The 22,923-nt window shown below is 74.0% G+C and carries 19 protein-coding genes and 1 riboswitch; of the genes, 8 read left to right on the top strand and 11 right to left on the bottom strand.

Annotated elements, in window-relative coordinates; translation table 11 throughout:
• Window positions 1–1,281, bottom strand: a complete 1,281-nt coding sequence (locus ACFVU7_RS20965) for a PRC and DUF2382 domain-containing protein (protein ID WP_388046392.1) — start codon at window positions 1,279–1,281, stop codon at window positions 1–3.
• Between the two features lie 151 nt (window positions 1,282–1,432).
• Window positions 1,433–1,536: riboswitch (glycine riboswitch) on the top strand.
• Between the two features lie 237 nt (window positions 1,537–1,773).
• Between ACFVU7_RS20965 and gcvP the strand changes: the two genes are divergently transcribed.
• Window positions 1,774–4,674 carry an aminomethyl-transferring glycine dehydrogenase gene (gcvP, locus tag ACFVU7_RS20960; RefSeq protein ID WP_074004467.1) on the top strand — a complete coding sequence of 967 codons (2,901 nt, stop codon included), beginning with the start codon at window positions 1,774–1,776 and terminating at the stop codon, window positions 4,672–4,674.
• Between the two features lie 118 nt (window positions 4,675–4,792).
• Here the strand turns inward: gcvP and ACFVU7_RS20955 are convergent, their stop codons facing one another.
• Entirely contained in the window at window positions 4,793–4,984 is a 192-nt protein-coding gene (locus tag ACFVU7_RS20955; protein WP_049659119.1) for a DUF5999 family protein, read from the bottom strand.
• Between the two features lie 412 nt (window positions 4,985–5,396).
• Entirely contained in the window at window positions 5,397–5,969 is a 573-nt protein-coding gene (locus ACFVU7_RS20950; RefSeq protein WP_074004468.1) for a hypothetical protein, read from the bottom strand.
• A 378-nt stretch (window positions 5,970–6,347) separates the two neighbouring features.
• Here ACFVU7_RS20950 and ACFVU7_RS20945 point away from each other — a divergent pair, with 378 nt between their 5' ends.
• A complete protein-coding gene (locus tag ACFVU7_RS20945; protein ID WP_049655516.1) occupies window positions 6,348–7,853 on the top strand; it encodes a glutamate--cysteine ligase in 1,506 nt (501 codons plus the stop codon).
• 95 nt (window positions 7,854–7,948) lie between these two features.
• On the top strand, window positions 7,949–8,737 hold the full coding sequence (locus tag ACFVU7_RS20940) for a CPBP family intramembrane glutamic endopeptidase (RefSeq protein ID WP_049655508.1): 789 nt from the start codon (window positions 7,949–7,951) through the stop codon (window positions 8,735–8,737).
• On the opposite strand, the gene ACFVU7_RS20935 is transcribed toward ACFVU7_RS20940, so the two are convergent.
• The 6 genes from ACFVU7_RS20935 to ACFVU7_RS20910 form a co-directional block, all read right to left on the bottom strand.
• Window positions 8,715–9,242 (bottom strand): HAD domain-containing protein, encoded by a 528-nt coding sequence (locus ACFVU7_RS20935; protein ID WP_375875370.1) that lies wholly within the window; start codon window positions 9,240–9,242, stop codon window positions 8,715–8,717. The two genes, ACFVU7_RS20940 and ACFVU7_RS20935, sit on opposite strands and share 23 nt — an antisense overlap.
• 100 nt (window positions 9,243–9,342) lie before the next feature.
• Window positions 9,343–10,605 carry an MFS transporter gene (locus tag ACFVU7_RS20930; protein ID WP_388046390.1) on the bottom strand — a complete coding sequence of 421 codons (1,263 nt, stop codon included), beginning with the start codon at window positions 10,603–10,605 and terminating at the stop codon, window positions 9,343–9,345.
• A 163-nt stretch (window positions 10,606–10,768) separates the two neighbouring features.
• Window positions 10,769–11,470 carry a dienelactone hydrolase family protein gene (locus ACFVU7_RS20925; RefSeq protein ID WP_049655503.1) on the bottom strand — a complete coding sequence of 234 codons (702 nt, stop codon included), beginning with the start codon at window positions 11,468–11,470 and terminating at the stop codon, window positions 10,769–10,771.
• 57 nt (window positions 11,471–11,527) lie between these two features.
• The gene (locus tag ACFVU7_RS20920) at window positions 11,528–12,940 is read right to left on the bottom strand and encodes a sugar porter family MFS transporter (RefSeq protein ID WP_074004470.1); all 1,413 of its coding nucleotides are present in this window, start codon (window positions 12,938–12,940) and stop codon (window positions 11,528–11,530) included.
• Window positions 12,941–13,057: 117 nt separating this feature from the next.
• Window positions 13,058–13,795: an FMN-binding negative transcriptional regulator gene (locus ACFVU7_RS20915; protein ID WP_388046388.1), complete on the bottom strand. Its 738-nt coding sequence runs from the start codon at window positions 13,793–13,795 to the stop codon at window positions 13,058–13,060.
• 14 nt (window positions 13,796–13,809) lie between these two features.
• Window positions 13,810–14,481 (bottom strand): pyridoxamine 5'-phosphate oxidase family protein, encoded by a 672-nt coding sequence (locus tag ACFVU7_RS20910; protein ID WP_049655499.1) that lies wholly within the window; start codon window positions 14,479–14,481, stop codon window positions 13,810–13,812.
• A gap of 34 nt (window positions 14,482–14,515) precedes the next feature.
• On the opposite strand from ACFVU7_RS20910, the gene ACFVU7_RS20905 reads away from it, so the two are divergent.
• Complete coding sequence (locus ACFVU7_RS20905) at window positions 14,516–15,853, top strand: aminotransferase class I/II-fold pyridoxal phosphate-dependent enzyme (RefSeq protein ID WP_380744731.1); 1,338 nt, start codon at window positions 14,516–14,518, stop codon at window positions 15,851–15,853.
• A gap of 254 nt (window positions 15,854–16,107) precedes the next feature.
• Complete coding sequence (locus ACFVU7_RS20900) at window positions 16,108–17,337, top strand: GDSL-type esterase/lipase family protein (RefSeq protein WP_388046387.1); 1,230 nt, start codon at window positions 16,108–16,110, stop codon at window positions 17,335–17,337.
• 63 nt (window positions 17,338–17,400) lie between these two features.
• On the opposite strand, the gene ACFVU7_RS20895 is transcribed toward ACFVU7_RS20900, so the two are convergent.
• The gene (locus ACFVU7_RS20895; protein WP_049652402.1) at window positions 17,401–18,759 is read right to left on the bottom strand and encodes an NAD(P)/FAD-dependent oxidoreductase; all 1,359 of its coding nucleotides are present in this window, start codon (window positions 18,757–18,759) and stop codon (window positions 17,401–17,403) included.
• Window positions 18,760–18,950: 191 nt separating this feature from the next.
• Between ACFVU7_RS20895 and ACFVU7_RS20890 the strand changes: the two genes are divergently transcribed.
• The 3 genes from ACFVU7_RS20890 (at window position 18,951) to ACFVU7_RS20880 (ending at window position 20,659) form a co-directional block, all read left to right on the top strand.
• The gene (locus ACFVU7_RS20890; RefSeq protein ID WP_049652400.1) at window positions 18,951–19,706 is read left to right on the top strand and encodes a HipA family kinase; all 756 of its coding nucleotides are present in this window, start codon (window positions 18,951–18,953) and stop codon (window positions 19,704–19,706) included.
• Window positions 19,703–20,119, top strand: coding sequence for a DUF3037 domain-containing protein (locus ACFVU7_RS20885; RefSeq protein ID WP_049652398.1), 417 nt, complete (start codon window positions 19,703–19,705; stop codon window positions 20,117–20,119). The genes ACFVU7_RS20890 and ACFVU7_RS20885 overlap by 4 nt, the downstream gene beginning before the upstream one ends.
• Window positions 20,120–20,203: 84 nt before the next feature.
• A complete protein-coding gene (locus tag ACFVU7_RS20880) occupies window positions 20,204–20,659 on the top strand; it encodes a MarR family winged helix-turn-helix transcriptional regulator (RefSeq protein WP_049652396.1) in 456 nt (151 codons plus the stop codon).
• A gap of 40 nt (window positions 20,660–20,699) precedes the next feature.
• Here ACFVU7_RS20880 and ACFVU7_RS20875 read toward each other — a convergent pair whose 3' ends face one another.
• Complete coding sequence (locus ACFVU7_RS20875) at window positions 20,700–22,826, bottom strand: HelD family protein (RefSeq protein WP_388046386.1); 2,127 nt, start codon at window positions 22,824–22,826, stop codon at window positions 20,700–20,702.
• Window positions 22,827–22,923: the final 97 nt, after the last annotated feature.

The following is a 22,923-nucleotide window of genomic DNA, read 5'->3' as shown; positions in this document are numbered from 1 at the left end:
TCAGACGAGCGGGCGCAGTGCGGCCGGGCGGGGTGAGTCGGTGGCGGGGGGTGAGGCGGGGGGCGGGGTCGAGCCGGCCGGGGAGGTGTTCTGGGTGGCGGTGGTGTCGTGGACCTCGACGTGCTCGCGGCGGAGCTCCTCCCGGACCACCTCCTCCGTCGTGTAGCGCTCGACGACCAGGCGGACCCGCTCGACGGGCGCGAGGTACTTGCGGACCACCGCGCGCTCCTCGCGGAGGGTGACCTCCTCGACGGCCTCGGCGATGTCCTTCTCGCTGAGCGTGGCGCGCTCGGCGTCGCTGACCGGCATCCGCTCGACCCGGACGCGCTCGTGGACCACGGGGATGCGGCGCTCGACCTGTTCGGTCGTCACGTACTTGCGCAGCTTCGCGGTGCCGAGGGTGTGCCACTCGGTGGTGACCTCCAGCCGCTCCTCGCGGCAGGTGATCTCGACCGGGCCGCTGGGGGCGGACGGGGCGCCGTCGGCGTGCGCGGCGCTGACGGTCGCCGCCGGGGCGGGCGTAGACGCGGGCGCGGGCGCGGGGGCGGGCTGCGACTGCGGCCTCGGCTCCACGGTGGGTGCGACGGGCGCGGCCGCCGGGGTGGCGGTGGTGGCCTCGGGGGTGCTGAGCATCCGCATGTCGGCCTCCGGGGCGGTTCTGGTGCTGTCGGCGACCGCGGCGGTGACGGCGGCGGTGGGCGGGGCGGTGGCGACGGGGGCTCTGGCCGGGGCGGGCTCGGGAACGGGCTCGGGGGAGCGCTCGGGGGTGTGGAAGGTGAGCGACTTCGCCGGGGCCGCCGCGGTCGTCGTGGCGGCGGCGGCCGCCGCCGTGGTGCCGAAGTCGAGGTCGGCCTGCTTGGGCCGGCTCCCGTTCTCGTGGCTCGGGCGGCCGTCCATCGGGGTGTCGAGCCCGTAGTAGCGGTACAGCTGGAGCTCCTGGGCGGGGGACAGGTGCTGGCCGACGCCGAAGTCCGGCGACTCCTTCACCAGCGACTTGTCGTACGGCACCCGGAGCTCGTCGCCGGCGAACTCGCTCGTGGTCAGCGGGACGAAGGCGTCCCGGCCGAAGATGCCGGTCCGGACCGCGGCCCACTCGGGCCGGCCGGTGGCGTCGTCCAGGTAGACCTCGTCGACCGTGCCGATCTTGTCTCCGTTGCGGTCGACGGCCTTGTGACCGATGAGGTCCCGGGGGTCGATGTCGGTCTGCACTCTTTCCTCCCGTGCGCTGAGCTTGCGGAACTCCCGCAGGAAGGCGGCCGGAGCACCCGTTCCGTCCGCCACTTCACACCAAAAGCCATGAATCGGACGGACGCGAGCGGGGTGCGCCGGACGGGCTGCGCGCTGGACCGTCCGGGGGACGCGCGTAGACCCCGAACGACCTGACGCACCCGTGATCGGGGGGCCTCCCGCTGGTACCCTGGGCGACGACCGCAGAGCCCGCTCGGGAGAGTCTCCGACTGCGAAAGCCGCTGGTCGGAGCGCCGAAGGAGCAACTCCTCCCCGGAATCTCTCAGGCATCCGTACCGTGTGGGGTAGGTCACTCTGGAAAGCAGGGCAGGAGCGTCGGCGCGGAAGCCGGCGATCACCACCCTCACCGACGGTGCAAGCCGACGGAGCGCCCACAGCGCCCCGTGCGGGTGAAGCTCTCAGGTCCCGATGACAGAGGGGGAGGCCTGTCGGGTCCGCCCGCCCAGGTTCGTCCGCTGTCCGCAGCGGCGAGGCCGGCCGGCGTGCGTACCCCCGCCGGTCCGTGACCAGGAGGCCTCGACCACCATGAACGCCCAGCCGAACGCGGGACGCCCCACCGGCGCCTCGACCCTCACCGAGCTTGAGCTGGCCAGCCCCTTCGAGAACCGCCACATCGGCCCCGACGCCGCCGCGCAGGAGAAGATGCTGGCGTCCGTCGGCTACGGCTCGCTGGACGAGCTCGCCGCCACCGCGGTGCCCGAGGCGATCCGCTCCATCACCGCCCTGGACCTGCCCGCGGGCCGGACCGAGGCCCAGGTCCTCGCCGAGCTGCGCGAGCTGGCCGGCCGCAACCAGGTGCTCCAGCCGATGATCGGCCTGGGCTACTACGGCACCTTCACCCCGCCGGTGATCCTGCGCAACGTCATGGAGAACCCGGCCTGGTACACCGCCTACACCCCGTACCAGCCGGAGATCTCGCAGGGCCGCCTGGAGGCGCTGCTCAACTTCCAGACCCTGGTCTCCGACCTGACCGGCCTGCCGACCTCCGGCTCCTCGCTGCTGGACGAGGGCACCGCGGCCGCCGAGGCGATGGCGCTGGCCCGCCGCGTCACCAAGGTCAAGGGCGGCGTCTTCCTGGTCGACGCCGAGACCCTGCCGCAGACCGTCGCGGTGATCAACACCCGTGCCGTGCCGACCGGTGTCGAGGTCGTCGTCGCCGACCTGTCCGAGGGCATCCCGGCCGAGATCGTCGAGCGCGGCGTCTTCGGTGTGCTGCTCCAGTACCCGGGCGCCACCGGTGTGGTCCGCGACCTCACCGCGGTGATCGAGCAGGCGCACGGCCTAGGCGCGATCGTCGCCGTCGCCGCCGACCTGCTCGCGCTGACCCTGCTCAAGTCCCCGGGTTCGCTGGGCGCCGACATCGCCTGCGGCACCTCGCAGCGCTTCGGCGTGCCGATGGGCTTCGGCGGTCCGCACGCCGGCTACCTGTCGGTGCGCGCCGAGTTCGCCCGCTCGCTGCCCGGCCGCCTGGTCGGCGTCTCCGTCGACGTCGACGGCAACCGCGCCTACCGCCTGGCGCTGCAGACCCGCGAGCAGCACATCCGCCGCGAGAAGGCCACCAGCAACATCTGCACCGCCCAGGTGCTGCTCGCCGTGATGGCCTCGATGTACGCCGTCTACCACGGCCCCGACGGCCTGGCCGACATCGCCCGCCGCACCCACCGCTACGCCGCGGCCCTCGCCGAGGGCCTGCGGGCCGGCGGCGTCGAGCTGCTGCACGGCGAGTTCTTCGACACCGTCACCGCCGTCGTCCCGGGCCGCGCCGCCGAGATCGCCGCCGCCGCCCGCGCCAACGGCATCAACGTCCACCAGGACGGCGCGGACCGGATCTCCGTCTCCACCGACGAGACCACCACCCGCGAGCACCTGGCCGGCGTCTGGGCCGCGTTCGGCGTCCCCGCCGTCGAGGTCGCCGAGGCCGCCGACGCGCTGCCCGCCGCGCTGCTGCGCGAGGACGAGTACCTGACCCACCCGGTCTTCCACAGCCACCGCTCGGAGACCGCCATGCTGCGCTACCTGCGCCGCCTGTCGGACCGGGACTACGCGCTGGACCGCGGCATGATCCCGCTGGGCTCCTGCACCATGAAGCTCAACGCGACCACCGAGATGGAGGCGGTGACCTGGCCGGAGTTCGGCCAGCTGCACCCCTTCGCGCCGATCGACCAGGCCCAGGGCTTCCTGACCCTGATCCGCCAGCTGGAGCAGCAGCTGGTCGAGGTGACCGGCTACGACGCCGTGTCGATCCAGCCGAACGCGGGCTCGCAGGGCGAGCTGGCCGGTCTGCTGGCCGTGCGCGCCTACCACCACGCCAACGGCGACACCCAGCGCGACGTCTGCCTGATCCCGTCCTCGGCGCACGGCACCAACGCGGCCTCCGCGGTGATGGCCGGCATGCGCGTGGTCGTGGTGAAGACCCTGGTCGACGGCGACGTGGACGTCGAGGACCTGAAGGCGAAGATCGAGCAGCACCGCGACAACCTCGCCGTGCTGATGGTCACCTACCCGTCCACCCACGGCGTGTACGAGACCCAGATCACCGACATCTGCGCCCTGGTGCACGAGGCCGGCGGCCAGGTGTACGTGGACGGCGCCAACCTGAACGCCCTGGTCGGCCTGGCCAAGCCGGGCAAGTTCGGCGCGGACGTCTCGCACCTGAACCTGCACAAGACCTTCTGCATCCCGCACGGCGGTGGCGGCCCGGGCGTCGGCCCGGTCGCGGTGCGCGCCCACCTGGCGCCGTACCTGCCGAACCACCCGCTGCAGCCGGAGGCCGGCCCGGCCACCGGCGTGGGCCCGATCTCGGCCGCGCCGTGGGGCTCGGCGGCCATCCTGCCGATCTCCTGGGCGTACGTCCGGCTGATGGGCGGCGAGGGCCTCAAGCACGCGACCCAGGTCGCGGTGCTGAACGCCAACTACATCGCCAAGCGCCTGGCGCCGCACTTCCCGGTGCTCTACACCGGCCCGGGCGGGCTGGTCGCGCACGAGTGCATCATCGACCTGCGCCCGCTGACCAAGGAGACGGGCGTGACGGTGGACGACATCGCCAAGCGCCTGATCGACTACGGCTTCCACGCGCCGACGATGTCCTTCCCGGTGGCCGGCACGCTGATGATCGAGCCGACCGAGTCCGAGGACCTGCACGAGATCGACCGCTTCTGCGACGCGATGATCACCATCCGGGCCGAGGTCGACAAGGTCGGCTCGGGCGAGTGGGCGGCCGACGACAACCCGCTGCGCAACGCCCCGCACACCGCCGCCACGCTGGCCGGCGACTGGGCGCACGGCTACTCGCGGCAGGAGGCGGTCTTCCCGGCGGGCGTGAACCCGGCGGACAAGTACTGGCCGCCGGTGAGCCGGATCGACGGCGCGTACGGCGACCGCAACCTGGTCTGCTCCTGCCCGCCGCTGGACGAGTACGGCGTCTGACCCGACCGGGCCCAGGAGGTCCGGGTCGGACGGCAGGGCCCCGGCGGAGTTCTCCGCCGGGGCCCTGCCCGTCTGCGCTGGTCGGCGGCTGCCCCCGCCGTACGGTCGGACCGGGTGGTCAGGCCGCGTGGGCGACGGGGCGGCGCGGGGCGATCACCCGGCCGTCGGGCAGCAGTTCGCCGGTGTCCTCGAACAGGACGACGCCGTTGCAGAGCAGGCTCCAGCCCTGCTCCGGGTGACGGGCCACCGATACGGCCGCCTCGCGGTCCTCGGACTCGGCCGTCGGGCACTCAGGACGGTGCTGGCACATGCGTACCCTCGCTTCGCTCTGCGATCCTCCCCGTGGTGCGGTCGCCGGAGGTGGTGCCGTCCGGGGCCGCCGCGGTGGTCGGATCCTGTCCGCGCGCCGGCCAAGTGTGGGCCGGCGCCCAAGTGGGTAGGACAGGGGGTCCTTCCACGCTGGTTCCCAGTGTCGGCATCCCGGGAGCCGCGCGCAGGGATTTCGTGACATGCGCCACAACTCCCGGGTAGAGATCACCCGTTCAGGTGGGGCCGACGGGAAAAGGCGCACCGGTGGGTCAGTCGGGACATGGCCCATTGGGGCCATGCCGAATGGCCCGGACGGGTGGTCACCGTTCGGGTGAGGGTTTGGGAGCGGGCGCGCGGGCGCGGTCGAGGGCCGCCGGGCGGGTGGGCCCGGCGGCCCGTGGGGCGTCGGCGGGTCAGGAGGTGCCGAGCAGCAGCGGCCCGGCGAGCGGGGCGCGGGCGAGCAGCGGCAGCAGTTCGGCGGCCGGCCGGGCGCGGTGCGCGGCGACGCCGAGCGGGGCCGGGGCCAGGGGGATCAGGAGGTCGCCGTCCGGGTCGGCGTCGGGGTTGTGCAGCCAGAGCGCCGTGGCGTACTGGCCGGGGAAGGTCAGCAGCCGGGGCTGCCGGCGGGTCCGGGAGCCCTGGGCGAGCTGCCAGGCCTCGCGCAGGGCCCGGACCGTCGAGTCGAGGTAGGGGCCGGCGGTGAAGTGGGAGAAGCTGTGGCCCTCGGCGCTCTGCACCACCTCGGCGGCGGCGGCCACCTCGGCGCCGTCCTTGATCAGGAAGCGCCAGCCGGTGCGGCGGGCGGCCGGCAGCTCCGGGCGCGGGCCGTTCAGGACGTGCACCGCGAGCGGGTGGGCGGGGAGCAGTGGGCCGGTCGGATGGCGCAGTGCTGCGGCGGCGGGCTGGCGCAGCGCGGTCTCCGAGTCGAGCGCGCCCAGGACGGCGCGCAGGGCGCTCGGCGGGGGCTGGGGGGTTTGCAGAGTCATGGCGGGGTCCGCCTCTCCAAGCGAGATCGGCGTGCGAGTGCGGCATACCGGCGTGGCGGGGCGACGCGTCGTCGGTGACGGGGCCGGGCCGTGTCCGGTTGTGCAGGATCGCGGTGCCGGCGCGGTCGCCGCCTCGACGAGGGCTTTCGGGGCGAGGCGGACCGGCCGGAGCGCTGTGCGAATTCGAACAGGTGCGCAGGGTGATCTGTTTATCACAGGCTGTGGTGTCGGGCAAGTCCACAGTTCGTCTGATTTTCCGTCAGATGCCTTGCATTGCAAGCCAGTACGCACGTTCGGGTATCGATCTTCGCGGTGGGCATCATGCTTGCACGGTCGGTCGACCGGGTGCTCGACGGGGTGGCTCTGGAGGAGGGGACCGTGGGCGAGAAGGTCGTGGCGACTCGGGCGGAACTGGCGGACCGGCAGCTCTACCGGCGCAAGCTCCACACGTGTCTGGACGTGCTCGGACGGATGATCCGGGAGGACCGCTTCGACCGGCCGCGGGCGGTGATGGGCCTGGAGATCGAGCTCAACCTGGCCGACGAGCAGGGCCTGCCGGCCATGAACAACGCGCAGGTGCTGAGCGCGATCGGCTCCAGCGACTTCCAGACCGAACTGGGGCGCTTCAACATCGAGGTCAACATCACGCCGCACCGGCTCTGCGGGCACGTGTTCGAGGAGTTGCGCGAGGAGATCGACACCGGGCTGCGCTACGCCGACCGGCAGGCGGCCGAGGCGGGCGCCCGGATCGTCATGGTGGGCATCCTGCCGACCCTGGAGCACGCCCACACCGGGCTGGACGCGATGAGCCACAACCAGCGGTACAGCCTGCTCAGCGACCAGATCCTGGCCGCCCGCGGGGAGGACATCGCGCTGGACATCGAGGGCGTTGAGCACCTCCAGCTGGAGTCGATCACCATGGTGGCCGAGGCCGCCGCCACCTCGCTCCAACTGCACCTCCAGGTGACCCCGCAGCGGTTCTCCTCGGTGTGGAACGCGGCCCAGGCGATCTGCGGGCCGCAGCTCGCGCTCGGCGCCAACTCGCCCTTCCTGTTCGGGCGGGAGCTGTGGCGGGAGACCCGTCCGGTGCTCTTCCAACAGGCCTGTGACACCCGTACGGCGGAGCTCAAGGCCCAGGGCGTGCGCCCGATCACCTGGTTCGGCGAGCGCTGGGTGGACTCGGCGTACGACCTGTTCGAGGAGAACCTGCGGTACTTCCCCGCGCTGCTGCCGATCTGCGACGACGAGGACCCGATGAAGGTGCTGGCCTCCGGCGGCGCGCCCAGGCTCGCCGAGATGCGGCTGCACAACGGCACCATCTACCGCTGGAACCGCCCGGTGTACGACATCGCGGGCGGGGTGGCGCACCTGAGGGTGGAGAACCGGGCGCTGCCGGCCGGGCCGACGGTCGCCGACACGCTCGCCAACGCCGCCTTCTACTACGGGCTGGTGCGGGTGCTGGCCGAGCAGCCCCGGCCGATCTGGACCCGGCTGCCGTTCGAGCGGGCGGACGAGAACTTCCAGCAGGGCGCCCGGTACGGCATCGACGCGGTGTTCCAGTGGCCGCGCTCGGGGCGGGCCGGGCGCGGCGGCGGGCTGCAGACCGTGTCCGCGGTCGACCTGGTGCTCAACGAGCTGCTGCCGATGGCCTACCAGGGGCTGGACGAGTGGGGCGTGGAGCCCGCCGACCGGGACCGCTACCTGGGCATCATCGAGCAGCGCTGCCTGCGCCGCACCAACGGCGCGTCCTGGCAGACCGCGACCTTCCACCGGCTGCGCGAGCAGTACGGGATGGACCGGCCGGCCGCGCTCGCGGCGATGACCAGGCGCTACGCCGAACTCATGCGCGGCGGCGAGCCGGTGCACACCTGGCCGGTGGGCTGAGCCCTCCCCGTCGGGGCGGTCCGGCGGCTGTGTCAGGATGATCGCTCCGGCGGTCGGCCGACGGCCGGAGCGACCGCCCGTCCGCTGGAGCCCCCGTGACCACCGTCCCGACCGCGCCGGAGACCGCGAAGCCCACCCGTCGGCTGTTCGGCGCGGAACTGCTGATCGTCCTCGGCCTCTCGCTCGGGGCCAGCGGGATCAGCGCGCTGATCAGCTTCACCGGCTCGCTCACCGAACCGCTCAAGCTCGGCCAGCAGGTCGCCACGCTGAACGGCTCGCGGGCGCCCGGGCGGCCCTGGCTGGACCTGGTGTGGCAGCTGTACTACATCGGGCGCGGGCTGATGCCGGTGGTGCTGGTCGGGTACCTGCTGGTGCGCGAGGGCGTCGCGCTGCGGGTGCTGGGCTTCGACCTCGGGCAGAAGCTGCGCGACCTGGGGCGGGGCGCCGCCGTCGCGGCCGCGATCGGCGGGTCGGGGCTGGCGCTCTACCTGGCCTCGCAGGCGGCCGGGTACAACCTGACGGTGGCGCCGTCCGGGCTGCCGGACGTGTGGTGGCGGGTGCCGGTGCTGCTGCTGTCGGCCTGGCAGAACGCGATCCTGGAGGAGGTCGTCGTCCTCGGCTACCTGCTGCGCCGGGTGGGGCAGGTCGGGTGGTCCTGGCCGGCGGCGGTGGCCGCGAGTTCGGTGCTGCGCGGCTCGTACCACCTCTACCAGGGGGTCGGCGGGCTGGTCGGCAACATGGTGATGGGCGCGGTGTTCTGCCTGCTGTACCGGCGCTGGGGGCGGGTGATGCCGCTGGTGGTGGCGCACGCGCTGATCGACACGGTGGCCTTTGTCGGGTACGCGCTGCTGGCCGGGCACGTCAGCTGGCTGCCGACCCCTTGAGCGACCGCGCCCGGCCGCGCGGCGGACGGGCGAGCAGCCGGTCGACGTGTCGGCGTTCCAGGCCCTCGCCGGGGTCGACGGGCAGCAGCAGGCGGTCCCGGCGCAACCGGGAGCGGCGGACCAGCCGCGGCGGGATGACGTCGTCCACCCAGGCGAACGGCCGGCCGGCGGCGTAGCGCAGCAGCGGGGCCCACTTGGCGGCGGAGAACAGCTCCATCAGCGGGACGCGCGGGTCGCCGGGCTGCGGGACGTAGCCGGTGAAGGTGACCACCGGGAGCGGGTCCAGGCCGATCGCCGGGGCGATGTGGGTGTTCGCGTTCTCCTCCCACGTCGTCGCCCAGACCAGGTCGTACGTTCCGGCGAGCTCGCGCAGCCAGGTGCCGTGCCGGGCGGACAGCAGGACGGTGTAGCCGAACAGGGTGTGGGTGTCGAACCCGGCGTCCGGGTGGGGGCGGACCGGGTTGAGGACGCCGTCGACGTCCAGGAACAGCAGTGGCTTCGGCACCGGTGGCCCCTCGGAGACGGTGGTGTTTCCTGACACTTCGGACGTCACCCGCGCACCGGCGGTTGCCCACGGGCGGGCGCACGCGGGGCGCACAGGGGGCTCACGGAGCGGGCGCGGGCTCGCTGACGGGCACCGGTGCGTCCGTCGTGCCCCGACGGCTCAGCCGGCGTACCTGCGGGTCCAGCAGGACGACCGCGCTGAGCACCAGACAGGCGGCGGCGCACGCCCAGAGCGCGCCCGACAGGCCGAGCGCCACGGCGGCGGGGCCGGCCAGCGCGGTGCCGACCGGGGCCAGCGAGTAGGAGCCGAGCTCGTCGTACGCGGTGACCCGGGAGAACATCTCCTCGGGTATCTCCTGCTGGAGCGCGACCATCCAGTTGACGCCGAAGACGGTCACGCCGACGCCGGACAGGAACATCGCGACGACCAGCAGCGGCAGCGGCGCCTCGGCGGCGAGGGCCAGGGCGGGCACGCCGAACAGGAAGACCCCCCAGTTGCCGACCAGCAGGATCCGGCGCGGCCGCCAGCGCGTCATCAGCACGCCGGTGGCCACCAGGCCGACGCCGTAGGCGGCCATCGCCAGGCCCCAGGCGCCCGCCCCGCCGAGCCGCTCCTTGGCGGCGGTCGGCCCGTACACCGACTCGACCGCGTTGATGCAGGCGACCAGCACCGAGAACTGGAGCACGATCACCCAGAGCCAGCGGCGGGAGGCGAACTCCCGCCAGCCCTCGCGCAGGTCGCGCAGCATGCTGCTGCCGGAGGACGCGGGGGCCTTCTCCGGCTCCAGGAAGAAGCGGAGGGCGGCGGCGACCAGGAAGCACAGGGCGTCCAGCGCGAGCACCCAGCCCGGGCCGACGAGGGCGGTGAGCGCCCCGCCGAGGGCGGCGCCGCCGATCTGGGAGGCGTTGAGGCCCATCCGGAAGACCGCGAAGGCGCGGGCGGCGTGCTCCTGGGGGACGGCCTGCATGATCATGCCGCCGGAGGCGGGGGAGTAGAGGGCGTAGCCGGCCCCGCCGGCCGCGGAGAGCGCCAGCATCTGCCAGAGCCGGACGTCACCGGTCAGCACCAGGGCGGCCAGGGCGGCCTGGGAGACCCCGCTGAACACGTTGGCGGCGACCATGATCAGGTGGCGCGGCAGGCGGTCGGCGAGGGTGCCGCCGACCACCATCAGCAGGACGGTGGGCACCAGCCGGGCGGCGGTGACGTAGCCGACCTCTGTCGTGGTGCCGCCGGTGCCGAGCACGGCGAAGGCGGTGGCGATGGGGGCGCCGGCGTTGCCGAGGCCGCTGACCACGGTGGCGGCGGTCTGGATGCGGAAGTTGCGGCTCGCCCAGGCGAAGCGGCGTGAGGGTGGGGTCGGCACCCGGAGACTATGCCGTGGGGGCGTACGGGTGTCCATCCGGTTGTCGTACCGGGGCGTCGGAAGGGTGGGGTTTCAGCCGAGCTTGCCCCGTCGGCCGAGTCCGCCCCGTCGGCCGAGGTGGCCCCGTACGTCGAGGTCTGCTCCGTCGGCCGTGCCGGCCCCGTCAGCCGAGGTGGCCCCAGAGGAAGGTGACGGTGCGGCGCCAGGCGATCCGGGCCTGGAGCGGGTCGTAGGTGCCGATCAGGTTCTCGTCGTTCATGAAGGCGTGCCCGGCCGGGTAGAAGTGGATCTCCGGGCGGACGTCGGTGGCCTCGCCGATCCGGATCGCCGCCTCGTCCACGGCGGCCATCGGGATCGAGCCGTCCAGCTCGCCGAAGTGGCCGAGCACGTGGGCGGTCAGGCCGCGGTAGTCGAAGTCCGGGTCGGGCGGCAGGCCGTAGAACGGGACCACGGCGGCCACCCTGTCGCCGGCCCGGGCGGCCAGCAGCAGGGCGAAGCCGCCGCCCATGCAGAAGCCGACCACGCCGACCGCGTCGCCGACCACGCCGTCCAGCGCGAGCAGGTGGTCGACCGCCCCGGCCAGGTCCTCCACCGCCCGGTCGACCGGCAGCTCGCGCCGGAAGCGGGCCGCCTCGGTGCCGTCGTGGGTGGTGGCGCCGCCGAACAGGTCGGGGGCGAGGACGGTGAAGCCCTCGGCGGCGAAGCGGTCGGCCATGTCGGCGATGTGCGAGGTCAGGCCCCACCACTCCTGCACCACCACCAGGCCCGGTCCGACGCCCTGCGGCGGGCGGGCCAGGTAGCCGTGCGCGGTACGGCCGTTGCTCGGGAAGGTGACGTTCTGCCGGGAGCCGCCCTGGTCAGGCATGGCTTCCTCTCGGTGGGTCGGGCCGCGAGCGGCGGGAGTTCGGCGGGGCGGTCCGGGTCAGCCCATCTCCTCCAGGGCGCGTCCCTTGGTCTCCTTGATGCAGAAGGCCACGAACGGGATGGAGAGCAGCGCGAAGGCCGCGTAGATGACGTACGTCGCGGAGAGGTTCCAGTCGGCGAGGTCCGGGAAGCTGACGGTGATCGCCCAGTTGGCGATCCACTGCGCCGAGGCGGCGACGGACAGCGCCAGCGCGCGGATCCGGTTGGGGAACATCTCGCCGAGCAGGACCCAGACCACCACGCCCCAGGAGAAGGCGAAGCAGAGCACGAAGACGTGCGCGGCGACCAGGGCGACGGTGGCGTGGGTGTTGTCCAGGGTGGCGGTGTCGCCGGTGCCCTCCCGGTAGGAGAACGCCCAGGCGGCGGTGCCCAGCGCGGCCGCCATGCCGATCGAGCCGGCCAGGGCGAGCGGCTTGCGGCCGATCCGGTCCACCAGGGCCATCGCGATCACCGTGCCGATCACGTTGATGATCGAGGTGGAGAGGCTGATCAGCAGCGAGTTGGACTCGTTGATGCCGACCGACTGCCACAGCAGGGACGAGTAGTAGAAGATCACGTTGATGCCGACGAACTGCTGGAACACCGAGGCGCCGATGCCGACCCAGACGATCGGCAGCAGGCCGAAGCGGCCGCCCATCAGGTCCTTCATCCGGGGCTTGTGGCTGGACTCCAGCACCGAGCGGATCTCCGCGACCCGGGCGTCCAGGTCCACGCCCTCGCCCTCGACCTCGACCAGCACCTTGCGGGCCTGCTCCTCGCGGTGGTCGGCGATCAGGAAGCGCGGCGACTCCGGGATGGCGAGCGCCATCAGCCCGTACACCAGGGCCGGGATGGCCTCGACGCCGAGCATCCACTGCCAGGCCTGGATGCCGCCGAGGTGGTTGGTGGACTCGCCGCCGGCGGCCTGGTTGAGGGCCCAGTTGGCGAGCTGGGAGACGGTGATGCCGAGCACGATCGCCATCTGCTGGAAGGAGGCGAGCCGGCCGCGGTACGCGGTCGGGGCGACCTCGGCGATGTAGGTCGGGGCGATCACCGAGGCGATGCCGATCGCGATGCCGCCGACCACGCGCCAGGTGGCGAGGGTCTCGATGTTCGGCGGGAACATCGAGCCGATGCCGCTGGCCGCGAACAGGGCGGCGGCCAGCAGCATCGTGCGGACCCGGCCGAGGCGGTCGGCGAGCCGGCCGGCGATCACCGCGCCCACCGCTGAGCCGAGCAGCGCGATCGCCACCACGAAGGCGGTGGTGCCGTGGCCGACCCCGAAGTGCTTCTGGATGCCCGTCACGGCGCCGTTGATCACCGCGCTGTCGTAGCCGAACAGGAAACCGCCCATGGCGGCGGCCGCCGAGATGAACACCACGTGGCCGAGGTGGGCCTCGCCGGCCGCCCGTTGGCTGTTGACTGAGGACACGCGCGCTCCCGGGGGTGGACGGGCCCGCTCTGACGCCGAGTGGGCAGGGCTCGTCTCACATTCGAGCAGCGCGGCGGCCGACCTGCCCGAGGGGGCGGCCGACCGGGTGATCCGGGGTCAGTCGGCGGCGCGCGGCCGCTCGGTGCGCCGGTCGACGGTGCGCGGGAGGTCGGCGCGGGGGGCGTCGCCCACGGGGCCGGCCGCGCCCCGCGGCCCGTCGGTGCGCCGCCGGTGACGGCGGAGCAACTGGGCCCGGGCGGCGGCGTACTGGTCGCGGCCGCGCCCCCGGCCGTCGGCGCGTTCGGCGAGCCGGTCGGCGATCGCGTACTGCGCCTCGGCGGGCTTCTTGTCGTCGTACTTGAACTTGGCCCGCACCTCGTCGACGGTCAGCCGGAGCCCGCGCAGGCCGGGCAGCTGCCGGGCCAGCTCGCCCTCGCCGGGCACCACCCGGACCTCCGGCGTCTCGGGCTGGAAGTGCGCCAGCTGGCGGTTGAGGATCTCGGCCTTGCCGGCCGCGGACTCCACCACCTCGGCGGTGCAGTGGAAGTGGACGGAGGCGTAGTAGCTGGTGGGCGTGCCCGGTGCGCCGCGCCAGTGGCCCGGGGCGAAGGCGTAGCCGTCGGTGACCGCGAGGGTGACCTTCGGGTCGGCCCGGACGGCGGCCAGCAACGGGTTGGGCGCGGCGAGGTGGAGCAGGATCTCGCCGCGGTCGGCGTCCAGCAGGAAGTGCGTCGGGACCAGCACCGGCCCCTCGCCGCGCCCGCCGTTGGCGGCGAGCAGGCCGAAGTCGCGGCCCTCGGCCAGCCAGGCGCGCCACTCGGCCTCGTCGCCGCGGTCCCAGGATCTGATCAGCACGGGTGGGCCTCCCGTCAGCGGGGGTAGCCGCGCAGGTGCGCGGGGAGCGGGACGGCGGTGCCGGGGTGCGGCTCGGGGGTGCCGTGCACGGTGGTGACCGGGATCAGCCCGGACCAGTACGGCAGGCCGGTGTCCTCCGGGTCGTCGGCGGCGCCGTCCTCCCGGGTCTTGGCCGAGACCTCGTCCAGCTCCAGCCGGACGACGGCGGTGGCGGCGAGCTCCTTGGCGTTGGCCGGACGGACCTCGGCGGAGCGCCCCGGTATCGCGTGGTCGACCAGGGCGGCGAGCGCGACGTCCAGCTCCTCGGGGTCGGTGACCTGGTGCGCGGTGCCGTGGGCGACCACCGAGCGGAAGTTCACCGAGTGGTTGAACGCGGACTTGGTCAGCACCAGCGCGTCGACCTGGGTGACGGTGACGCACACCGGCATGCCCTGCTCGCCGGAGGCGTTGCGCATCGGGCGGCTTCCGGTGGAGCCGTGGACGTAGAGCCGGCTGCCGACCCGGGCGAAGATCGTCGGCAGGACCACGGGGGCGCCGTCGACGACGAAGCCGAGGTGGCAGATGTAGGCGCTGTCGAGGATGGCGTGGATCGCCTCCTGCTCCCAGGTGGCCCGGTCCCGGTAGCGGGTGGGGGTGGTCCTGGGGGTGCGGGAGTAGCTGGGCGAGTCTTCCGGGTTGGCCGACATGACATCCTCTATGTACTAGTGCATACTTAGCTTTGTGCTAGGAGACTATCCGCTGAAAGGGCGACGCGCCAGCGAAATCGCGGCCCACGTCGAGCAGGGCGTGAGCAGCGGGCAGCTCGCCCCGGGAACCGCGCTGCCCCCGCTGCGCGACCTCGCCGCCGAACTGGGCGTCAACCCCAACACCGTCGCCGCCGCCTACCGGCTGCTGCGCGACCGCGGCGTGATCGAGACGGCCGGCCGCAAGGGCAGCCGCATCCTGCCCAGACCCGCGCTCACCCCGCGCGACCAGATCCGCATCCCCGTCCCGCCGCACGCCCGCGACCTGTCCACCGGCAACCCCGACCCGGCCCTGCTGCCCGACCTCGCCCAGGCCCTCGCGGCCGCCGCCGAGGCCGCGCGCACCGACCCTGTGCTGTACGGGCACGCCGGCGTCGACCCGCGGCTGCTCGCGCTCGCCCGCGCCTCCTTCGAGGCCGACGGCCTGCCCGGCGGCCCGATCGCCGTCGCCTCCGGCTCGCTGGACACCGTCGAACGGATCCTCGGCGCCCGGCTGCGCCCCGGCGACGCGGTGGCCGTCGAGGACCCGGGCTGGGGCAGCCTGCTCGACCTGCTGCCCGCGCTGGGGCTGAAGCAGGTGCCCGTCCGACTGGACGACGAGGGCCCGCTGCCGGGGTCGCTGGCCGCCGCGCTGGCCGAGGGCGTCCGGGCCGTGGTGGTCACCAGCCGGGCGCAGAACCCGACCGGTGCGGCGCTCACCGCGCGGCGGGCCGAGGCGCTCAAGGCCGTCCTGGCCGAGCACCCCGGGGTGCTGCTGATCGAGGACGACCACGGGCACGGCATGGTCGACCAGCCGTACCACCCGCTGGTCGGGGCGGGCACCCGGCACTGGGCGGTGGTGCGCTCGGCGGCCAAGGCGTACGGGCCGGACCTGCGGGTCTCGGTGGCGGTCGGGGACGAGGAGACGATCGGACGGGTGACCGGCCGGCTGCGGCTGGGCGCCGGCTGGGTCAGCCACCTGCTGCAGCGCACCGTCGCGGAGCTGTGGAGCGGCGACGCCGCGCCGGCCGACCGGGTGGCCGCCGCGTACCGGGCCCGGCGGGACGCGCTGCTGGACGAGCTGGCGGCGCGCGGGATCGCGGCGCACGGGCGGAGCGGACTGAACGTCTGGGTGCCGGTGCCGGACGAGACCTCGGTGCTGGCGGCGCTGGTGCAGCGCGGCTGGGTCGCGGCGCCCGGCGCGCGGTACCGGATCCAGTCGCCGCCCGGGCTGCGGTTCACCACGGCGAGGCTGGAGGCGGCCCAGGCGCGGGAGCTGGCGGAGGACCTGGCGGCGGTGCTGGGGGCGGGCGGGGGCGGGTCGCGGCTGGTGTGAGTCGTGGTCGGGCCCTGGGGTGCGGGGCGGGTGGGGCAGGTGTGGCGGGTGTGAACCGCGGGCGGCGCCTGGGCGTCGCCCGCCCGGTTGGTCTGAACCCGGCGGTAACAAAAGCGGAAACCTCCCGCAGACGCCTAGCGGTGGTGGGCGCGCGCATGTCATCTTCATCGCGCCACCGGCCGGCGGCCCACCCTCACCCAGGCGTCCTCCCGTTCCCCGTTTCCCCGGGAGGACCGAGCCGCAGGAGTTCCGCAGTGCCCGAGAACTGTTCGAGCAGCGCCCGCAGTGCCCGCAGCACCGGCAGCGCCCCTCGCCCCGGCCGACGGCTGCTCGCCGCGGCCCTGGCCCTCCCGATCGCCGTCGCGGGCCTGGCCGTCGCCTCGCCGGCCTCCGCCGCTCCGTCCGCCCCGGCCGCACCGGCTGTCGTGCCGTCCGGGCCCACCGCCAGCGTCACCCTCGGCGACAGCTACATCTCCGGCGAGGCCGGCCGTTGGAAGGGCAACGCGGCCGGCACCGGCGGCGGCCGCAACGGCACCGACCGGGCCTGGACCGGCAGTTCGTACGACCCCTCGCGGGTCTACGGCGCCACCGCCGCGAGCGGGTGCGACCGCTCGGACGTCGCCGAGGTGCTCAGCGCCTCGACCGGGGCCCAGAACGAGATCGACCTGGCCTGCTCCGGCGCCGTCAGCGCCAACGTCTTCCGTGCCGCCAACGGCGGGCAGTCGCTCAAGGGCGAGGCCCCGCAGGCCGACCAACTCGCCACCGTGGCACGGCAGAACAACGTCAAGCTGATCACCCTGTCGATCGGCGGCAACGACCTGGGCTTCTCGGACGTCATCTCCACCTGCGTGCAGGACTACCTGATCTGGTACTCCTACTGCCACGACTCCGCGCAGTCCGGGATCGACGCCAAGATGCCCGCCGCGATGGCCGGGGTCGGCAAGGCGATCGACGAGATCCGCGCGGTGATGGCCGGCGCCGGCTACGCGCAGTCGGACTACCGCCTGGTGCTGCAGTCCTACCCGTCGCCGATCCCGCGCGGCGCCGAGATGCGGTACCCGGAGAGCGGCTGGACCCGCTCCAACACCGGCGGCTGCCCGTTCTGGGACGGCGACGCCGACTGGGCCCGCGACTCGATGGTGCCGCAGATCTCCCAGGCGCTGGCGGGCGTCGCCGCCGCCAAGGGCGCGCAGTTCCTGGACCTGTCGGACATGCTGCAGGGCCGCGAGGTCTGCTCGACGGCCACCCGGCAGCCGACCGCGAGCTCCGGCCCGTCCGCGACCACCAGCGAGTGGGCGCGCTTCCTGGACGGCGGCCTCAACTCCACGCAGGGCGTGCTGCAGGAGTCGATGCACCCCAACTACTACGGCCAGCAGGCGGTCGGGCGCTGCCTGACGCTGCTGTGGGCGCGCCCGAGCGGTGACTACGCGTGCCGCAACACGGCCGGGCAGGACGCGGGCGGGATGTACCTGACCGCACGGTGAGCACACGGTTCGGCGCCCCCGCGGCCTCGGCCGTGGGGGCGCCGAACCGCCGTTCCGCCGTGCTCAGCCCTTGGCGAGCAGGGACTGGGCGTGCGCGATGACCTGATCCTTCGTCAGGTACGCGTCGGTGTACTCGAAGTCCTGCAGCCGGGCGGGCTGGCGGGCGAGGAAGCCGGTCCGGACGAAGTCGTCGCCGGCGGTCGCGTTGAGCAGCCAGTTGGCGCCCACCCGGAACTTGGCCGCGTTGGTGCGCATCGCCATCAGGTGGTAGCCGCGCGCCACCAGCTGGGCGGGCACCCCGCGCAGCTCGATGCCGAGCGGCTTGGAGACCGCGTCCTTGCCGCCGAGGTCGACCACCAGGCCCAAGTCCTTGTGGTAGTACGGCTCCAGGGGCTGGTTGCGGAGCGAGGCGATCACGTTGTTCGCGACCGCGCGGCCCTGGCGGGCGGAGTGCTGGGCGGTCGGCGGGCAGACCGCGCCGTCGCCCTTGGCGAGGTCGGGGACGGCGGCGGCGTCGCCGAGCGCGAACACGCCCTCGAACTGCGGCACCCGCATCTCCGCCGTCACGGCGAGCCGGCCGCGGACCGTCTCGGCGTCCAGGGTGCCGATCAGCGGGCTCGCGGCCACCCCGGCCGTCCAGATCAGGGTGCGGCAGGGGAGCACCCGGCCGTCGGTGAACTTGACCGTCTCGGCGCCGACTTCGGCCACCGAGACGCCCAGCGACACTTCGATGCCGCGGTCGCGCAGCACCTCCAGGGCGGCCTCGCCGAGCGGGTCGCCGAGCTCCGGCATCAGCTTCGGGGCGATGTCGATCAGGTGCCACTTGATCTGCCGGGCGTCCAGACGCGGGTAGCGGTGGGCGGCGGCGGTGGTCAGGCGCTGGAGGCAGGCGGCCGTCTCGGTGCCCGCGTAGCCGCCGCCGACCACCACGAACTGGAGCCGGGACTCGCGCTCCTTCTGGTCCAAGGTGGCCGAGGCGAGGTCGAGTTGGGCGATCACGTGGTCGCGGACGTAGGCCGCCTCGGCGAGCGTCTTCATGCCGCGGGCGTAGTCGGTGAGGCCGGGGATGTCGAAGGTGCGGGTGACGCTGCCGGGGGCGAGCACCAGGACGTCGTACTTCTGCGCCACCACCTCGTCGGTGATCTTGCGGACGACGCACACCTTGGAGGCCGGGTCCACACCGATGGCGCCGCCGGGGACGATGTGGGTGCGGCGCAGCGTACGGCGCAGCGAGACGGCCACGGACTGCGGGGTGAGGACGCCGGCCGCGACATGGGGGAGGAGGGGGAGGTAGAGCTGGTAGCTGAACGGCGTGACCAGCGAGATCTCGGCCTCCGACGGTGACAGCTTGTGTTCGAGGCGGCGGGCGCACTCCAGGCCGGCGAAGCCACCGCCCACGATCAGGATCCGAGGTCGTTCCATCGCTCATCCCTTTGCCGTGAAGGTCCCCATTACTGTCCGCCACACTCGCACGGAGCAGCGGGGGCTGCCACCGGGGCGGGGCCGTGGGGGTGGGGTGGAGGAGGGCGGGGAGAAAAGGGAGAAGAGGGAGAACGGGGTGGCGGCGGGAGGGGGAGAGAGGAAAGGGCGGCGACACCGATAGGCTGTCGGCCGTGCTACCCGAGGTGACGGCGATCCGGTACGTGACGCCACTGCGAGAAGGCGGCTCGATGCCGGGCCTGGTCGAGGCCGACGATCGGCGGCTGTACGCGCTGAAATGGGTCGGTGCGGCGCAGGGCCGCAAGGCGTTGGTCGCGGAGGTGCTGGCCGGGGAGCTCGGCCGGCGGCTCGGGCTGCCGGTGCCGGAGCTGGTGACGGTCGACCTGGACCCGGTGCTCGCGCGCAGCGAGCCGGACCACCAGATCCAGGACCAGATGAGGGCCAGCGGCGGGACCAACCTCGGGATGGCCTTCGTCAGCGGCGCGCTCAACTTCGACCCGCTCTGCTTCGAGGTGGATCCGGAGCTCGCCGGGCAGGTGCTCTGGTTCGACGCGCTGATCGGCAACGTCGACCGTTCCTGGCGCAACCCCAACCTGCTGGTGGCGACCGGCGGGCTGCGGCTGATCGACCACGGCGCGAGCCTGATCTTCCACCACAACTGGCCGGGTGCCGCCGCCTGGATCCGCCGTCCGTACGACGCCTCCGACCACGCGCTGCTGGGGGCCCGGCCGGACCTGGCGGCGGCCGACAAGGCGCTCGCGCCGCTCGCCGAGGCGGCGATCGAGGGCGCGGTGGCGCAGATCCCCGAGGTCTGGCTGGTGGACGAGTTCGGCTTCGACTCGCCCGACGAGGTGCGCGCCGCGTACCGGACCCAGCTGACCGAGCGACTGGCCGGTCCGCGCGACTGGCTGCCGGAGGTGCCCGCATGACCGAGTTCACGCTGTCCGTGCTGCCGGCCACCGTCGAGCTGCACGACTACGAGTACGCCGTGATCCGCGCGGTGCCGAGGGTCGAGCGCGGCGAGTGCGTCAACGTCGGGGTGCTGCTGTACTGCCGACAGGAATCGCACCTGGCCGCCCGGACCCACCTGGACCAGGCCCGGCTGTTGGCGCTGGACCCGGTGGCGGACGTGCAGGGCGTGCGGCGGGCGCTGCAGGGGATCGAGGCGGTCTGCCACGGCGGCCCGCAGGCCGGTCCGGCGGCGGGGGACAGCGCCGGGCAGCGGTTCCGCTGGCTGACCGCGCCGCGCAGCGCGATCGTCCAGCCGGGGCCGGTGCACACCGGGCTGACCGCGGACCCGGAGGCGGAGCTCCGGCGGCTGTTCGACCAGCTGGTGCTCTGACACCGGAGGGTTCCGGGGCGGCTCGCGGACGGTTGCCGTGGTCAAAGCTTGAGTTACTGAAGCACCTGGTCGTACTCTGGCCCCATGGGTTCGACAGCGACGACGACCGTACCGACCAACGCCGAGTTGATGGAGGCGCTGGCCTCCGTCGGTGCCGCGTACTTCCAGGACTTCGCGGCCGCCGCGGCCCGGCACGGGCTCTCCTCCTCGCAGGCCAAGGCGCTGGGCGCGGTGCAGGAGCCGGTGCCGATGCGCGCGCTGGCCGGGAGGCTCGGCTGCGACGCCTCGAACGTCACCGGGATCGTGGACCGGCTGGAGTCGCTGGGCCTGGCCAACCGGGAGGCGGCGGCCGGTGACCGCCGGGTGAAGATCGTGGTGATCACGGCCGAGGGCCGGGAGATCCTGAACCGCATCCGCGGCGAGATGGCCCGGACCCACCAGGCCTTCGAGGCGATGACCGACGAGCAGCGGATCGCCCTGCACTCGATCTGCTCCCAGGTGCTGCCGGTGCTGGCCGGTCGTACGGGCGGCGCGCAGTAGGACCCCGCGCCGCCCGTACGCCACCAGTGCTTCGTCCCGGTCAGAGCAGCCCGGCGAGTTCCGGTGGCAGCGGCCGGTGGTGGAGCAGGGTGAGTGAGCGGGTGGTCCGGGTCAGGGCGACGTAGAGGTCGCGCGGGGCGAGCGCGGCCGGCTCGACCACCACGACCGCGTCGAATTCCAGCCCCTTGGCGTCCGCGACCGTGAGCGCGTCCAGCTCCCCGGCCAGGGCGTCCGGTGCGATCACGCCGAGGGTGCCCGGGCCGACGGGCAGCCGGGCGAGCGCGGCGGCGAAGCCGCCCGCCGGGACGCGGACCGCGCGGGGCCGCTCGGTGCCCGGGCGGATGGACTCGGGCGGCCGGTGGCCGGGTACGGCGGTGCGCAGCACGGCGGCGGCGAGGGCCATGACGGGCTCCGGCGTGCGGTAGTTGACGGTGAGCCGTTCCTCGCGCCAGCGGCCGGGCAGGTGCGGGTCGAGCGTCTCGGCCCAGCTGCGGGCGCCGGCGGGCGAGCCGGTCTGGGCGAGGTCGCCGACGATGGTGAGCGAGGTGGTCGGGACGCGCCGCAGGACGGCGCGCCAGGCCATCGCGGACAGCTCCTGCGCCTCGTCCACGACGACGTGGCCGTACGCCCAGGTGCGGTCGGCGGCGGCGCGTTCGGCGGTGGAGCGGTACGGGCCGTCGTCGCGGAAGCGCTCGGCCAGGGCGGCGGAGTCCAGCAGCACGTCGTCGGTCTGCCCGGTGATGGTCAACACGCCCTGGGCGAAGGCCAGTTCGTCCGAGTCTTGACCGGTGGGGGCCGGGGGCCCCTCGGCGCCCAGGAGTTCGGCGGCCTCGTCGAGCAGCGGGACGTCCTCGGCCGTCCACTCGGAGCCGGGCGGGCGGAGCAGGGCGGTCGCGTGCTCGGGGGCCGCTGCGGCGAGCAACTCCCGGTCGGTGAGCAGGCGTTCGAGCAGCTGCTGCGGGGTGAGCCGGGGCCAGAGCGGGTCGAGCGCGGCGCGGACGTCCGGCCGCTCCCACAGCTCGCGCGGGGCGTAGTGCGCCTCCTCGTCGTCGTACGGGCGGCCGAGGGTGAGCGCCTGGCCGATCGCGAGGGCGTCGAGCAGGGTGCCCAGGTAGAAGGCGCGGGCCCGGTTGTGCGGCAGTCGCAGGCCGCGGGCGGCGTCCCGGGCCTCGGCACAGGCCCGGGCGGAGACCCGCAGCCCCTCGCCGAGGTCCAGGCCCTCGGCGGGGGCCGTCTGGTGGGCGGCCACGGCGGCGCGGAGCACCCCGGCCATCCAGGGGCCGCCCTTGGCGAAGGCGGCGGCGGGGTCGTCGGTGCCGGTGGCGGCGAGGCCGGGGAGGAGTTCGGCGACGGTGCGGAGCACCACCTCGGTCTCGCCGAGGGCGGGCAGCACCTCCTCGATGTACCGCAGGAAGCCGGGGTTGGGGCCGATCACCAGGACGCCCCGGCGCTCCAGCGCGGCGCGGTGGGTGAACAGCAGGTAGGCGGCGCGGTGCAGGGCGGCCAGCGTCTTCCCGGTGCCGGGGCCGCCCTGGACGACCAGGGCGCCGCGCAGCGGGGAGCGGATCACCCGGTCCTGCTCTGCCTGGATGGTGGCGACGGCGGTGCCCATCCGGCCGGTGCGTTCGCGGTCGAGGGCGGCGAGCAGGGCGGCTTCGCCGACCAGGGTGCGGCGGCCGGACTCGTCCAGCCCGGCGAGGTCGAGCGCCTCGTCGTCCAGGCCGGTGACGGTGCGGCCCCGGGTGTGCAGGTGGCGGCGGCGCACCACCGGGCCGGGGTGGACGGGGGTCGCGGTGTAGAAGGGACGGGCGGCCGGGGCGCGCCAGTCGAGCAGCAGCGGTTCGTACGTCTCGTCGGTCAGGCCGGTGCGGCCGATGTAGTGGACGGTGCCGTCGCGCTCGTCGAGCCGGCCGAAGCAGAGTCCGCGCTCGACCGCCTCCAGTCGGGCGGTGTGGCGGGCGGCTTCGCGGGCACGCACCTCGCGCTCCAGCCGGGCCTGGTGGGTGCCGCCGGATCCGGCGCCGTCGTGGGCGCCGTCGGCGGTGCGACGGGCCCGTTCGCGCTCGGTGTCCAGCCGGGCGTAGAGCCGGGTGAGGTGGGCCTGCTCGGTGCGCAGGGCCGCGGCGAGGGCGCTGGAGTCCCGCGCGGTCACTGGCGGTTCGCTCATCGGTGTGGTATCCTTGCGGTGAGAAGGCTGCGGGGCGTCATCTGAAAGGCGCTCAATTGACCCAGCCTACCCCACTCCGCCGACGTCCGGCGTGACC

The organism is Kitasatospora sp. NPDC058046, from assembly GCF_042885595.1.
GTDB lineage: Bacteria > Actinomycetota > Actinomycetes > Streptomycetales > Streptomycetaceae > Kitasatospora.
This window is presented reverse-complemented; position numbering and strand designations above follow the sequence as displayed.